Raw genomic sequence first — 13572 nt, 5'->3', positions numbered from 1 at the left:
GGCATCGCCATAGAATGGACAGATGACCTCAAGCGTTGCGCTCGGCCCTGACACCCAGGAGAGCATCCAGACCGGAACGGCGGTGTCCACCGACGCCCTGACCGCCCCGGACGTCCCTTGGAACCTTGTCATCTGGAATGACCCCGTCAATCTCATGAGCTACGTCAGCTACGTCTTCCAGAGCTACTTCGGCTACTCGGAGACCAAGGCCAACAAGCTGATGCTCGAGGTGCACAGGAAGGGCCGGTCCATCGTTGCCCACGGCAGCAAGGAACAGGTGGAGCAGCACGCGGTCGCGATGCACGGGTTCGGCCTGTGGGCCACCGTGGAGAAGGCCACCGGCGGAGACAGCGGGGGCGGCAAAAGCGGCGGCCCGGGCAAGGGCAAGGGAAAACGTGGCTAAGGCTTTCAAATACGGACTCAAGGGCATCACCGGTTTCCTGGAACCGGCCGAAAGGGAGCTGCTGCGCAGCCTGTTCGCCGACGTCATCTCCATGCTGGAGCCGGCCGACCGCGGCTCCGAGGATCCGCTCGCCGCGATGATCGGACTGGACATGGAAGTCCGGGAACCGTCGGACCGTGCTCTCCGCCGGCTGCTGCCCAACGCAGTGAAGGACGACGCCGCGGCCGCCCTTGAGTTCCGCCAGCTCACCGAACGCTCGCTGCGGGAAAGCAAGATCGGCGCGCTGCGCGCCGCCGCGCTCGGCCTGGACAAGGACGAGCTCCTCCTGACCCCGTCGGATGCACGGCACTGGTCCACGGCGCTCAACGATGTGCGGCTGGTGCTCGCCGAGCGGCTCGACATCCGGGACGAGGCGGACGCCGACCACGTCCACCAGATGCAGGACTGGTCCCAGGCCGAGGACGTGGAAAGCTACCTTGCCCTCGTCTACAACTTCACCACGTGGCTGCAGGAGTCGCTTGTGCAGGCGATGCTGCAGTCGCTGGACGCGCGGCCCTGAGCGGTTCCGCCCACTGCGCTCCGGCTCCACGGGCTTCCGGCGGCGGGGATTCCGGCCGCCGGATGTGACAAATTCGACATGAGTCGCTCGCCACAAGTGATGGCCGCACCTCACGGGAAGACCTATCCTCAAATAATCATGACTTCAGCATCGAGCATGGATCCGGCAGCAGGAGCTGCAGCGGAGTCCGCACCGGCCGACGGCGTTAATGTGGGATCGCTGCCGATCGGCGTCTTCGACTCCGGGGTCGGCGGCCTCACGGTGGCGCGGTCGATCATCGACCAGCTGCCGAACGAATCCATCCTCTACGTCGGCGACACCGCCCACGGCCCGTACGGGCCGCTGCCCATCGCGGAGGTGCGCGCCAACGCCCTCGGCGTCATGGACGAACTCGTGGACTCCGGCGTCAAGCTGCTCACCATCGCCTGCAACTCGGCGTCGGCCGCGGTGCTCCGGGACGCCCGCGAACGCTACACGGCGCGTTACGGCATTCCCGTCATCGAAGTGATCCAGCCGGCCGTGCGCCGCGCCGTCGCGGCGACCCGCACCGGCAGGGTAGGCGTGATCGGCACCTCCGCCACCGTGGGATCCCGGGCCTACGAGGACACGTTCGCCGCGGCGCCCGACCTGCACATCACGTCCGTGGCCTGTCCGGCGTTCGTGCCGTATGTGGAGGCCGGCATCACCACGGGGCCGGAACTGCTTGACATCGCCCGCGAATACCTGGAGCCGCTGAAAGCAGCGGGCGTGGACACCGTGGTGCTGGGCTGCACGCACTATCCGCTACTGACCGGTGTGATCTCCTACGTCATGGGCGAGGACGTCACCCTGGTCTCCAGTGCCGAGGAAACCGCCAAGGACGTCTACCGTGCCCTGGCCAGCAACGGCCTCGAACGGACGGACCCAGCACCGCCGGAGCACAGCTTCATCGCCACCGGGGACCCGGGCCAGTTCGAAGCCCTGGCCCGCAGGTTCCTCGGGCCCGAGGTGCTCAGCGTCAAGCACGTGGACCACGTTGCGGCGCAGTACCCCACGGGCAGCCTGGCACGGATAACCCCTGAAATGATTGCCGCCGCGCGGAACGCGGCAGCACGCCCGCGCATCTCCAACTTCGTCGGGCAGGCCGCCGGCAGCGGAGCAGCGCCCGGGGGGTCTTTCCTGTGAGGCTCACCATCGTCGGCTGCACCGGCTCATTCCCCGGCCCCGGATCACCCGCCTCCTGCTATCTGCTGACCGCCAACGACGGCGAACGGGTCTGGAAGGTCGTCATGGACCTCGGCAGCGGGGCCCTGGGCGCCATCCAGCGGTACACCGACCTCGAGGACATCGACGCGATTTTCCTCACGCATCTGCACCCCGACCACTGCATGGACCTGTGCGGCCTGCACGTGGCGGTGCGCTGGAAGCCGGGCGGCTGGGACCGGGGAAGGATCCCCGTCTGGGGCCCCGCCGCCACCGCCGACAGGATGGCAACCGCCTACGGGCTGGACCTTGATCCGGGGATGCACGAGGAGTTCGACTTCACCAACTGGACCGAGCGCCAGGCCGTCTCCGTCGGCCCTTTCACGGTGACGCCGTTCGCCGTGAACCACCCCGTGGAGGAGGCCTACGCGCTGCGCGTGGAGGTGGCCGAGCCGGATGCCGCCGGGAATGCCGTGACCCGCGTGCTGACCTATTCGGGCGACACCGATTCGTGCCGCGGGCTGGAAGAGGCGGCCAAGGACGCCGACCTCTTCCTCTGCGAGGCGGCCTTCGAGGAAGGCCGCGACGACGGCATCAAGGACGTCCACCTGACCGGCAAGCGGGCCGGGGAGGCAGCCACCGCCGCCGGTGCCCGCCGCCTCCTCCTGACCCATATTCCGGTGTGGACGTCACAGACCAAGGTCATGGCCGAGGCGCGTCCCGCCTTTGCCGGTGACGTGGCCGTGGCCGTGGCGGGCGTGCACTACAGCGTCTGACCCGGCAGAGTCTGATGTGGCACTGACTGATGTGGCGCCGACATGACGTGGCTCCGTCCCGCCTGCGGCCTCGATAAGCTAAAGGCATGACTTCCGAAGCAACCACTGCCCCCGTCATCCGTGCCGACGGCCGCACCCCGGACCAGCTCCGGCCCATCAGCATCACCCGCGGCTGGTCCAAGCAGGCCGAGGGGTCGGCCCTCATCGAGTTCGGCAACACCCGGGTCCTGTGCACCGCTTCCCTCACCGAAGGCGTTCCGCGCTGGCTCAAGGGGGAAGGCCGTGGCTGGGTGACCGCCGAATACGCCATGCTCCCGCGTGCCACGAACACCCGGTCCGACCGCGAGTCCGTCAAGGGGAAGATCGGCGGCCGCACGCACGAGATCTCCCGCCTGATCGGGCGCTCGCTGCGTTCGATCATCGACACCAAGGCCCTGGGCGAGAACACCATCGTGCTGGACTGCGATGTCCTGCAGGCCGACGGCGGCACCCGGACGGCCGCCATCACCGGCGCCTACGTTGCGCTCGCCGAGGCCATCCGCTTTGCCCGCGAGAACAAGATGATCGCGCGCAACGCCCAGCCCCTGATCGACACCATTGCCGCTGTGTCCGTGGGGATCATCGACGGTATCCCCATGCTGGACCTGCCCTACATTGAGGACGTGCGGGCCGAAACCGACATGAACGTCGTGGTGACCGGCTCCGGCAAGTTCGTGGAGGTCCAGGGCACGGCCGAAGGGGCACCCTTTGACCGCGACGAACTCAACAAGCTGCTGGACCTGGCCCTGCTGGGGACGGAGCAGCTGGCGGCCATCCAGCGCGAGACGCTGGCCGAAGCGCCGTGAGCGGGGACAACGCTGTGAGCGGCGGACCGGCACCCCGGCTGGTGCTGGCGACACGCAACGCCGGCAAACTGCGTGAGCTGCGTGAGCTGCTGCGCGGGCAGATCCCGGGGCTCGACGTCGACACGCAGGTGGTGGACGCGGCCGCCGTCGGAGCCCCCGACGTCGCCGAAACCGGGGTGACCTTTGCCGAAAACGCGCTGCTGAAGGCGCGGGCGGTGGCCGAGGCCACCGGGCTGGTGGCCATCGCCGATGACTCCGGGCTGTCCGTGGACGTCCTCGGCGGCGCGCCGGGGATATTCTCCGCGCGCTGGGCCGGCCGCCACGGTGACGACGACGCCAACCTGCATCTGCTGCTGGCCCAGCTGGCGGACGTGCCGGACGGCCACCGCGGCGCCGCCTTCGTGTGCGCGGCGGCCCTTGCCGTGCCGGCGTCGGCATCCGGGGACGGGGCCCGGGAAGTGGTGGAGTACGGGCAGCTTGCCGGCACGCTGCTGCGTGAACCGCGGGGCGAAGGCGGGTTCGGCTACGACCCCGTCCTGGAGCCCCTGGGCCTGGACCGCAGCTGTGCTGAGCTCAGCCCCGAGGAGAAAAACGCCATCAGCCACCGAGGCCTGGCGTTCCGTGCGCTGCTCCCCTCGATTGTTGAGGCCCTGCGGTAGTTTCCGCAGACAGTTAGTAGCCGCAGACAGGCGCTGGCTGCGGACAGCCGATAGCCACAAACAGGAAAGGCACCTCAGTTCTGAGGTGCCTTTCCGCAATGGGGGTGCCTGTCTCCGTGGTGACGCCCGCCGGTCAGTCGAGGTTTGTTTTGCGCTCAGCCTCGGGCTCGTGCTCCTCGATGAACTCCTCCACCGGATCTGTCCCGAAGGCCGCGGCCTCGCGCTTGGCGGCCATGCCGCGGAGGACTTCAACCCCCACCGGGATCACCGAGAGGAGGACGATGACGATGAAGATGATGTCGAGGTTGTCCCGCACCCACGGGACCCTGTCGCCCAGCAGATAGCCGAGAAGCGTCACACCGCCGCCCCACAGGACAGCGCCGATGACGTTGAACAGGAAGAACTTCCGCTTGTCCATCGCGGCGACGCCCACGATGACGGGAACGAACGTGCGGATGATGGGTACAAAGCGTGCAAGGATCAGGGCCTTGCCGCCGTGCTTTTCGAAGAACTTGTGCGCACTTTCGACATTCTCATGCTTGAAAAGCCTTGAGTCCGGCTTGTTGAAGATGGCAGGGCCGGCCTTGGACCCGATGAGATAGCCGGTCTGGTTGCCGATGATGGCGGACACGATGATCAGCGCGGCAAAGAGCCAGATGTTGAATTTGATCGTGTCCGTGGCCACGAGCAGGCCCGCCGTAAACAGCATGGAATCGCCGGGCAGGAAGAATCCGATCAGCAGCCCGGTTTCGGCGAAGATGATCCCGCAGACCAGCAGGACAACCCACGGGGCAAGGGCCGGGTCGGCGAGGAAGACCTGGGGGTTGAGCCAATCGGGCAGGAATGATGCCAGATGCGGCTGGACGGGGCCGGCGCCACCCAGCGCGGGCACGGCAAAGTCGCTCAATGCATTAAAGTTCACGTTTCAAGGGTACTTGACGGGTTCCGCGCCACCGCCGGGCTACAGTTGTCCCCGTGGGTTTGGACTTTACGGCGATCGACTTCGAGACTGCCAACGGCTTCCGCGGTTCGCCGTGCGCCGTTGGCCTCACCAAGGTCCGTGGCGGCGTCATCGTCGAGGAGGCCTCGTGGCTGATGCGGCCGCCGGAAAACCACGACACCTTTGACTACCACAACGTCCGCGTCCACGGCATCAAGCCCGAACAGGTGGCAGGCAGGCCCCGTTTCGGGGAGCTCTTCCCGGAGATCGGCGCGTTCATCGGCGGCGACATCCTTGCGGCGCACAACGCCGCCTTCGACCTCGGAGTGATCCGCTCCGGGCTTGAGGTCTCCGGGCTTCCCGGCCCCGCCTACGACTACGTGTGCACTGTGATGCTGTCCCGGCGCTGCTACTCCCTGGTTTCCAATTCCCTGCCCTTCGCCGCCGAGGAGGCGGGCGTGCCCCTCGTGAACCACCACGACGCGGCCGAGGACGCCCGGGCATGCGCCGGCATCCTCATCGACATCGCGGGGCGCAACCGGGCCAACAGCATCGCCGAGCTCTACCTTTCGCTGGGGCTGTCCATACCGCAGCAGCCGGCGTTCGACCCTTCCAGCGGTGGGCTGTCCAAAGCGACCGCCGCAGCACTCGCCGCAGCGTCCGGCGGCAGTGCGGCCCGGCCGTTCCGCAGCGAGTGGCCCGAGGAAGGGCCCAACCCTGAGCCCAATCCCGACGCCGAACCCGGGAATCCGCTGTTCGGCCAGACCGTCGTGTTCACCGGCTCACTCGCGATGCCGCGGCCGGAAGCGAAGATGCGGTCCGCAGAACTGGGGGCGCGCCCCGAAAGCCGGGTCACGGCGCGGACCAGCGTCCTGGTGGTGGGGGACGGCTTCGTGGCCGGCGACCTGCGTTCCGGCCGGCTCACCGGCAAGGCAAAACGTGTCCTGGAGCTGCACGACCGCGGCCAGGCCATCGAGGTGATTTCCGAGGGGGAGTTCCTGCAGATGGTCGGCGGCGTGCCGGTACACGTGGCGCAATAAAGCTTCCCCCGCCGCCGTCCCTCTCCTAGCCTTGCCGCATGGCCAAACCACGCAAGCTGGACGAACCGCGCAGACCGGGCGGACTGGGTGCTGCGTTCGCCTTTCCCAACCCGGTCAATGAATACGCAGCCCGCATCACCGCCGGGCTGGTGGTCCTGCTGGCCGTCACGACCCTGCTCACCGGACTCGGCTGGGGACTCGGGGCCATCGCGTTGGGCTTCTGGCTCCGGGTGCTGTTCGGACCGAGGATTTCCCCACTGGCCCTGCTTTCGGTCAGGGTCCTCGCCCCGCGGCTGGGACGGGTCAAGCTGGTGCCCGGGCCGCCCAAGCGTTTCGCCCAGGGCATCGGCGCCGCAATGTCCACGGCGGCCGCCCTCCTGCTGGCCGCCGGCCTGGCGCCCGCCGCGTGGCTCTTGCTGGCCGTGCTGATCGTTGCCGCCTCGCTGGAGTCCTTCGCCGGGTTCTGCCTCGGCTGTGCCATTTTCGGCCTGCTGCAGCGCCGCGGCTTCATCCCCGAGAATATCTGCGAGGCCTGCAACAACATTCCGCTCAGGCAGATGTGACGGAAACCAGCTGCCCGGCCATGCCACGGATCACCTCGGGGGCCTCGAGTGCCTCCAGCCAGTCCGCGGGCAGGCACGCCGTGCCGTAATACGCGCCCAGGATGTTGCCCGCGATGGACCCCGTGGAATCGCTGTCGCCGCTGTGGTTGATGGCCACGGCGATGGCGGCCTTGAAATGGGCCACCGGATCAGGCGCGCCATCTCCCCCTGGCGCAATGGCAGTGGCCAGCACCGCATAGAGCCCGACGGCGAGAGCCTCCTCTGCCACCCAGCCCTCACCGAGTTCACGGACCAGCTCCTCAGGGCTGAGCACCGTGCCGGGTCCGGCTTGGCCGGAGAGCCGGATTGCGGCCTCCAGCCGCTCGCGGAGTTCGGGCGCCGCCTCGTCATCGGCCAGCACACGGGCCAGCGCAGCCTGCGCTGCTTCGGCGAGGCCGCTGCCCTGCACCAACGAATAGATGAGCAGGCTGAAAACGCCCGCGCTCTGCCTGGCGGAGGGATGTCCGTGGGTGAGCGAGGCCGCATCGGCGCTCAACTTGTACACGGCCTCCGCCGGGATGTGCGGAACCAGTCCGAATGGCGCCGAGCGCATCACGGTTCCGCAGCCCTTCGAATCAGGGTTGACCGGGCGGAAGAGCGTTCCCATTTCGCCGGTGGCCAGCCCGCTCAGGCACGCATTGCCGGGAGCCCGCCGGTGCCGCAGCACGTCCTGTGCGTCAATCCAGCGGGGCTGGGGCCGCGGCGCCGATTCGGGGACCGGAACGCCCTGTGTACCGAGCCATCGCAGGTATGCAAGCCATACGCAGGCGTTGGCATCGGCGCCGACACCCGAGTTGGCCCATTCCAGCGCCTCGACGATACCGTCGACCGTGTACAGCGTCATCTGGGTGTCGTCCGAGAAGTGGGTCCCGCCGTCGAGCGCGGAGAAATCCCGGAGACCGGCGGCGCCGAAACGGCGCCGGATCTCCTCTATCGGATCGAACTCGACGACGTAGCCGAGCGAGTCTCCCAGGGCGCCGCCGAGCAGGCAGCCGTGGATACGGGACTCGGGGGACGGCGCTGTGCCGGGAAAAACACTGGTGCCGGGATCATTGCTCATGCAGGCAAATTTACCTGCCCGCCGGCCTTGCCCCGACTCTGTGATTCCAGTCGCACTAAACCGGGACATTCCACTCTGCGTGCCGGGTGTCCGGCCACCGGACGATAAGCTCGGATTCAGCAACCGTCCAGACTTTGCTGCCAGACTGCTGGGGCCGGCTCCCGAAGCGAGCGGCATTCCCCGCTGACCGAAACAAAGGAATCCCCTGCCATGAGCACCCCTGTGTCCGTCCCCCCGACCGAAAACCGGAGGCCTTCTGCCGGTGACGACGGATTCCGGCCGGGACTCCTGTCCAGGCTCGGAGCGGAGGCGTTCGGAACGCTCTTTCTGGTGGTCGCCGGGCTGGGCGTGCCCCTCTTCACCCTCCCGCAGTCCAACCCGCTGCCCGGCGCCCTCGCCGGAGGCCTTGCCGTGACAGCGGCGATGCTGGCCTTTGCGTACATCTCGGGCGGGCACTTCAACCCGGCCATCACCCTGGGCAACCTGGTGGCGGGCCGCATCGGCATCGCTGCCGCAGCGGCCTACGTCGGCGCGCAGCTGGTCGGCGCAGCGGCGGGCGGGCTCGCCCTGTTTGGCATCCTCCGCACAGTGCCCAACATCGCCGACGCCCGCACCGCGTTCGATACCGTCACCGCCGGATTCGGCGAGCACTCCGTGATCCAGACGTCGATGGCCGGCGTGCTGCTCGCCGAGGTGATGGGATCAGCCATCCTGGTCGCCGTGTTCCTTGGCATGACGGCCCGCCGCAACAACAACGCGGCCGCAGCCCCCTTCGCCGTCGGGCTTGCATTTGCCGTACTCCTGCAGCTGGGCCAGGCCCTGGGCAACGCGCCCTTCAACCCGGCCCGCGCCACCGCCTCTGCGCTTTTCAGCAGCAGCTGGGCGCTGGGGCAGCTGTGGCTGTTCTGGGTGGCCCCGATCGTCGGTGCCGGTATTGCCGGCCTTGTTTTCCGGGGGTTTGCCGACGCCCGGGACCCGAGGGCCGCTACCGCCGCGGATGCGGACCTCGCCGCGGTCGAGGCGGATCATGGGTCTGACCTCACGGACGACTTCGACGACGACCCGGACGAGCAGCCCGCGGCCGCACCGGCTGATGCCGGCAGCGACGAGGCGCGCGACTTCTTCGACGGGCCGCGCAGCAAGGAGTCCTGACGCGCCGAAGCGCGGGGTCGGCTATTTTGTCAGTGCCCGCGTCTAGCTTATGAATATGCGGTTATTGCACACATCCGACTGGCATCTGGGCCGGTCTTTCCACGGCGTCGGCATGCTGGACGCCCAGCGCGCCTTTGTCGACCAGCTGGTTGTCCGGGTCAGGGAACTCTCCGTCGACGTCGTGCTGATCGCCGGCGACGTCTACGACAGGGCACTGCCCGGCGTCGATGTCGTCAACCTCCTGGATGACGCCCTGGTCCGGCTGACCGGGGCTGGCGCCCAGGTGGTGCTGACCAGCGGAAACCACGACTCCGCCATCCGGCTGGGCTTCGCTTCCCGGCTTCTGGAGAAGGGCGGCGTTCATCTGCGCACCCGCCTCCAGGAGCTGGACGTCCCCGTGATTCTGCCGCTCCGCGGGGCAAGGACTGACCAGCACGGCGAGGATGGCCCGGTACTGGCGATCTACGGCATCCCCTGGCTCGAACCCCGGCTGGTGGCCGAGCAGCTGGGGGTGGACACTGCGAGCCACTTCGAAGTCACGCGTGCCGCCACGGAACGCATCAGGGCCGACGTCGCCGCGCGGGCCGAGTCCCGGACGGTCCATTCGGTTGTGCTGGCACATACCTTCGCCAGCGGGGGCATCAGCTCGGACAGCGAACGCGACCTGAGCATCGGGGGAGTGGGGGCCGTGCCGCTGGACCTGTTCGACGGCTTCAGCTACACGGCCCTCGGCCACCTGCACGGCCGGCAGTCCCTGTCCACGCAGGTGCGGTACTCGGGTTCGCCGCTGGCTTACTCCTTCTCGGAAGCGAAGCACCAGAAGGGCGGCTGGCTCGTGGACGTCGACGAGTCCGGGGTCACCGCCGTCGAGGAGATCCTCTGGGACGCCCCGCGGAAACTTGCCGTCCTCCGGGGGACGCTCGACGGGCTGCTGGAGTCATCTGAGCACGCCTGGGCTGAGCAAGCGTACTGCCAGGTGACGCTGACGGACGCCCAGCGGCCGGCCCAGGCCATGGAGCGGCTCCGTGCCAGGTTTCCGGACACGCTCGTTCTGGGTTTCGAGCCGGAAGGGGCAGCCGTCGCCTCCGGCGCGAGCTACAGCAGCCGGCTCGCGAAGGCAGAGGATGACCTTGCCGTGTGCTGCGGTTTCCTGGAACACGTCCGCGGCCGGGAACCGGACACCGCGGAACAGGCCGCCCTCACCGCAGCTTTGGAGAACGTGCGTCTGCAGGAGGCATCACTGTGAGGATCCACCGTCTGGAAATCTCCGCATTCGGGCCGTTTGCCGGAACCGAGGAAATCGATTTTGACCGGCTGAGCGCCCACGGGCTGTTCCTGCTCAACGGCCCCACCGGCGCCGGCAAGACCAGCGTGCTGGACGCCATCTGCTATGCCCTCTACGGGTCCGTTCCCGGGGCGCGGCAGGACGGCAAGCGGCTGCGCAGCGACCACGCGGACCTGGCCGCCGAACCCCGCGTGACCTGCGAATTTACAGCCCGGGGCAGGCGTTTTGAGGTTTCCCGGACGCCGGCCTGGGACAAGCCCAGCGCCCGCGGCCGGAACGGGTTCACCACGCAGCAGGCCAAGACCCTCCTGCGCGAACGTGTGGCAGGCGCGTGGGTGGAAAAGTCCGGCCGGAACGACGAAGCCGGGGCGGAAATCACCGCGCTCCTTGGCATGGACCGGGAGCAGTTCACCCGCGTGGTGCTGCTTCCCCAGGGGGACTTCGCCGCGTTCCTCCGGTCCAAGGCTTCTGACCGCCTCGAACTGCTGCAGAAGCTCTTCGGAACCGAACGTTTCGAGGCAGTGGAGCGGGAACTCGCGGTGCAGGCCGCCGGGGCCGTGCGGGAAGTAGCCGACCTTGAGGGCAGGCTGGGCCTGCTGGTGGCGAGGGCCAAGACGGAGGCCACGGCTCTCGACGTCGATCCCGACGCAGCACCGGAATCGGCCGCCGGTCCCGGCCTCCTGTCGTGGCTGGAGGCTGCAGCCCTGGAACGTGCCGCGGCACTGGACGGGGTTGCAGAATCCTGCGAGGCGCAGCGCCGCGGGTGCGCGGAGCGGCTCGAGGCGGAGCTGGCCAGGGAAGGGCGGCGCGTGAAGCTTGCTGCAGCCCTGCGCCGGCGCGCAGACGCCGAGGCCGCCGCCCCAGGACTGGCCAGCGCGGGGGCAGCGCTTGACCTGCACCGGAAAGCCGAGCTCCTCGGCGGCCAGCTGAAGGCCGTGACTGCCGCCGAGTCCTTGTTTGCCCGGGCGGAAGGGGCCATGCACCTCGCCTCTGCTGGCGTGCGGGAGGCCGCGGGCCACAGTTCCGAGCTGGCCAGTATGGAACACGGCGCTGCCGTGGAACATGCTGTCGTCGACGTGGCCGCGGAGCTTTCACGCCTGCGGGCACTTGCCGCCGTCATCGGCGAACGGCTTGCCGATGAGGACCGGCTGGGTGGTCTGCAGGCACGGGCCGCAGGGCTAGCGCAGCGGCGGCAGGAACTCATCCGTGCCGGCGATGACCACGCCGTCCGGCTGCTTTCCCTCCGCACCGAGATGGAGAAGCTGCGGGCTGCCCTGCAGCCGCTGGAGCAGCTGGCAGGGGAATCCGTGCTGCGCACCAAGGAGGCGGCAGCCGCCGACGAGCTGGTGGACGTTGTTCGGCGCCATGGAATTGCTGCGGCAGGGTGCGCCGCCGTCACCGAGCGGCACCTCAAAGGCAGGGAACACCACCAGGAACTGCGCCGGCAATGGCTGGACGTCCGCGAGGAACGCCTGTCCAATGCGGCGGCCGAACTGGCGTCGCGCCTGGCAGACGGGGCGCCCTGTCCCGTCTGCGGCAGCCCGGAGCACCCCGAGCCGGTTCCCGCCGGGGACTCCGTCCTGGGGCTCGCCGAGAAAGAGGAACGAGCCAAGGAGCGGAGTGAGGCGGCCGAGAGGGCGCTGTCTGCACTGGAAACCGAGCTCTCGGAGGCCAGGCAGCTGGTAGCCGTTCTCGCCAGCCAGGGCGGCGACACCGATCCCGCCGAAGCGGAGGAAGCCGCCCAGGCCGCCAGGGAAACAGCTGCCGAGGCGGCCGCGGCCGTAGCCGACCTTGCGGCCAGCAGGAGCCGGCAGGAGGAACTGGCCGAACGCATCGACGCCACGGAGCAGGTGCGCGTGGACATGCTGTCGCAGTTGGCGCAGACGGAATCCGCCCTGACCGAGATCGAAGGGCAGTCCGCCGCCCTGGAATCGTCGCTCGAAGACCTTCGTGCCGGCCACGCCAGCCTCGGTCTGCGCAGCGACGCCATCGGCCAGGTGGTCAGCATTCTCGAACAGGCCGACGCCGCCCAGTCGCAGCTGGACCAGGCTGCGGCCCGCCTGGCTGAGGCACGGAGCGAGCTGGACCGCGCCCTTCCCGAGGCCGGATTTGGATCGGACGCCGAGGCCCGCCAGGCCCTGCTGCCCGGGGCGGAGGCGGCGAGGCTGGAGTCGGCTGTCAAGGCCGGGCGGGACGAGGAGGTACGGCTGGAGGAACTGTTCGCCAGTGAAGAGCTCGTTGCCGCAGCACAGGAACAGGCAGCCAGGGAACACCACAACGGCTCCGCGGCTGCCGCAGCGGACCTGGACCTGCTGCGCACCGAAGCCGAGCAGGCCGCCCTGGCAGCAAAGGACGTCGAATTGGCGGCGGGCATGGCGCGGCAGGCTGCCAGAACAATGGGACGCCTCCGCGTGGAGTATGAGGAACTCGCCGAATCCGGCCGGGCGCCCCGGGAACGCGCTGAAGTCCTGAAAGGCCTCGCCGAAGCAGCCCGCGGCTCCGGCGACAACAGCTACCGCATGAGCCTGAACGCGTACGTCCTTGCGGCACGGCTCGAGCAGGTTGCCATTGCCGCATCGGAAAGGCTCGTCGCCATGAGCGACGGCCGCTACACGCTGCAGCACTCGGACGCGAGGGCAGCCCGGAACGCCAAATCCGGGCTGGGGCTGGAAGTCGTGGACGAGTGGACCGGGCGCCGCCGCGACACCTCGACGCTCTCCGGCGGGGAATCCTTCATGGCCTCGCTGTCGCTTGCCCTGGGACTCGCGGACGTGGTGCAGCAGGAGGCCGGCGGTGTAGACATTGAAACGCTGTTCGTCGACGAGGGCTTCGGCAGCCTCGACGAGCAGGCACTTGAGCAGGTCATGGACGCACTGGAGGGCCTCCGTGACGGCGGCCGCGTGGTCGGCCTGGTGAGCCACGTCGCGGAGATGAAGCAGCGCATCGGCAGCCAGCTCCAGGTGGTGAAGCAGCGCAACGGCTCCACGGTCCACATCGTTGATGCACCCGTGACGGTCTGAACAGGGAGCATCCCGCCGCCAGGACTTCCGGGTCCGGCCTTCCGTGTCC

13 protein-coding genes are annotated in these 13572 nt (G+C 68.7%); 11 read left to right on the top strand and 2 right to left on the bottom strand.

Going from position 1 to position 13572, the window contains the following annotated elements; all coding sequences use genetic code 11:
* The first annotated feature begins 22 nt into the window (after positions 1-22).
* From clpS to rdgB, 6 genes are all read left to right on the top strand, one after another.
* Positions 23-403 (top strand): ATP-dependent Clp protease adapter ClpS, encoded by a 381-nt coding sequence (gene clpS / locus ARGLB_RS19940; RefSeq protein WP_003805880.1) that lies wholly within the window; start codon positions 23-25, stop codon positions 401-403.
* Positions 396-962 carry a DUF2017 domain-containing protein gene (locus tag ARGLB_RS19935; protein WP_003805879.1) on the top strand — a complete coding sequence of 189 codons (567 nt, stop codon included), beginning with the start codon at positions 396-398 and terminating at the stop codon, positions 960-962. The genes clpS and ARGLB_RS19935 overlap by 8 nt, the downstream gene beginning before the upstream one ends.
* Positions 963-1100: 138 nt before the next feature.
* Positions 1101-2126, top strand: coding sequence for a glutamate racemase (gene murI / locus ARGLB_RS19930; protein WP_373279141.1), 1026 nt, complete (start codon positions 1101-1103; stop codon positions 2124-2126).
* Entirely contained in the window at positions 2123-2920 is a 798-nt protein-coding gene (locus ARGLB_RS19925) for an MBL fold metallo-hydrolase (RefSeq protein ID WP_003805877.1), read from the top strand. The genes murI and ARGLB_RS19925 overlap by 4 nt, the downstream gene beginning before the upstream one ends.
* Before the next feature lie 86 nt (positions 2921-3006).
* Positions 3007-3765, top strand: a complete 759-nt coding sequence (gene rph / locus ARGLB_RS19920) for a ribonuclease PH (RefSeq protein ID WP_003805875.1) — start codon at positions 3007-3009, stop codon at positions 3763-3765.
* Between the two features lie 14 nt (positions 3766-3779).
* Positions 3780-4424, top strand: a complete 645-nt coding sequence (rdgB, locus tag ARGLB_RS19915) for an RdgB/HAM1 family non-canonical purine NTP pyrophosphatase (protein ID WP_043419964.1) — start codon at positions 3780-3782, stop codon at positions 4422-4424.
* Positions 4425-4557: 133 nt separating this feature from the next.
* Here the strand turns inward: rdgB and ARGLB_RS19910 are convergent, their stop codons facing one another.
* The gene (locus ARGLB_RS19910) at positions 4558-5331 is read right to left on the bottom strand and encodes a DedA family protein (RefSeq protein WP_043419955.1); all 774 of its coding nucleotides are present in this window, start codon (positions 5329-5331) and stop codon (positions 4558-4560) included.
* A 68-nt stretch (positions 5332-5399) separates the two neighbouring features.
* Here ARGLB_RS19910 and ARGLB_RS19905 point away from each other — a divergent pair, with 68 nt between their 5' ends.
* Positions 5400-6404 carry a 3'-5' exonuclease gene (locus ARGLB_RS19905; protein WP_003805872.1) on the top strand — a complete coding sequence of 335 codons (1005 nt, stop codon included), beginning with the start codon at positions 5400-5402 and terminating at the stop codon, positions 6402-6404.
* 38 nt (positions 6405-6442) lie between these two features.
* Positions 6443-6967, top strand: a complete 525-nt coding sequence (locus tag ARGLB_RS19900; RefSeq protein ID WP_003805871.1) for a DUF4395 domain-containing protein — start codon at positions 6443-6445, stop codon at positions 6965-6967.
* On the opposite strand, the gene ARGLB_RS19895 is transcribed toward ARGLB_RS19900, so the two are convergent.
* Positions 6954-8066 (bottom strand): ADP-ribosylglycohydrolase family protein, encoded by a 1113-nt coding sequence (locus tag ARGLB_RS19895; RefSeq protein WP_003805870.1) that lies wholly within the window; start codon positions 8064-8066, stop codon positions 6954-6956. The genes ARGLB_RS19900 and ARGLB_RS19895 overlap by 14 nt on opposite strands.
* A 210-nt stretch (positions 8067-8276) precedes the next feature.
* Between ARGLB_RS19895 and ARGLB_RS19890 the strand changes: the two genes are divergently transcribed.
* The 3 genes from ARGLB_RS19890 to ARGLB_RS19880 are packed head-to-tail and all read left to right on the top strand — an operon-like array spanning position 8277 to position 13523.
* Complete coding sequence (locus ARGLB_RS19890) at positions 8277-9218, top strand: MIP/aquaporin family protein (RefSeq protein WP_003805869.1); 942 nt, start codon at positions 8277-8279, stop codon at positions 9216-9218.
* Positions 9219-9273: 55 nt separating this feature from the next.
* On the top strand, positions 9274-10464 hold the full coding sequence (locus ARGLB_RS19885) for an exonuclease SbcCD subunit D (RefSeq protein ID WP_003805868.1): 1191 nt from the start codon (positions 9274-9276) through the stop codon (positions 10462-10464).
* On the top strand, positions 10461-13523 hold the full coding sequence (locus tag ARGLB_RS19880; protein ID WP_003805867.1) for an AAA family ATPase: 3063 nt from the start codon (positions 10461-10463) through the stop codon (positions 13521-13523). The genes ARGLB_RS19885 and ARGLB_RS19880 overlap by 4 nt, the downstream gene beginning before the upstream one ends.
* The last annotated feature ends 49 nt before the right edge of the window (positions 13524-13572 follow it).

This window comes from Arthrobacter globiformis NBRC 12137 (assembly GCF_000238915.1).
In the GTDB taxonomy this organism is placed as follows: Bacteria; Actinomycetota; Actinomycetes; order Actinomycetales; family Micrococcaceae; genus Arthrobacter; species Arthrobacter globiformis.
Note: the sequence above shows the minus strand (reverse complement) of the source record. Positions and strands in the feature narration are given on the sequence as shown.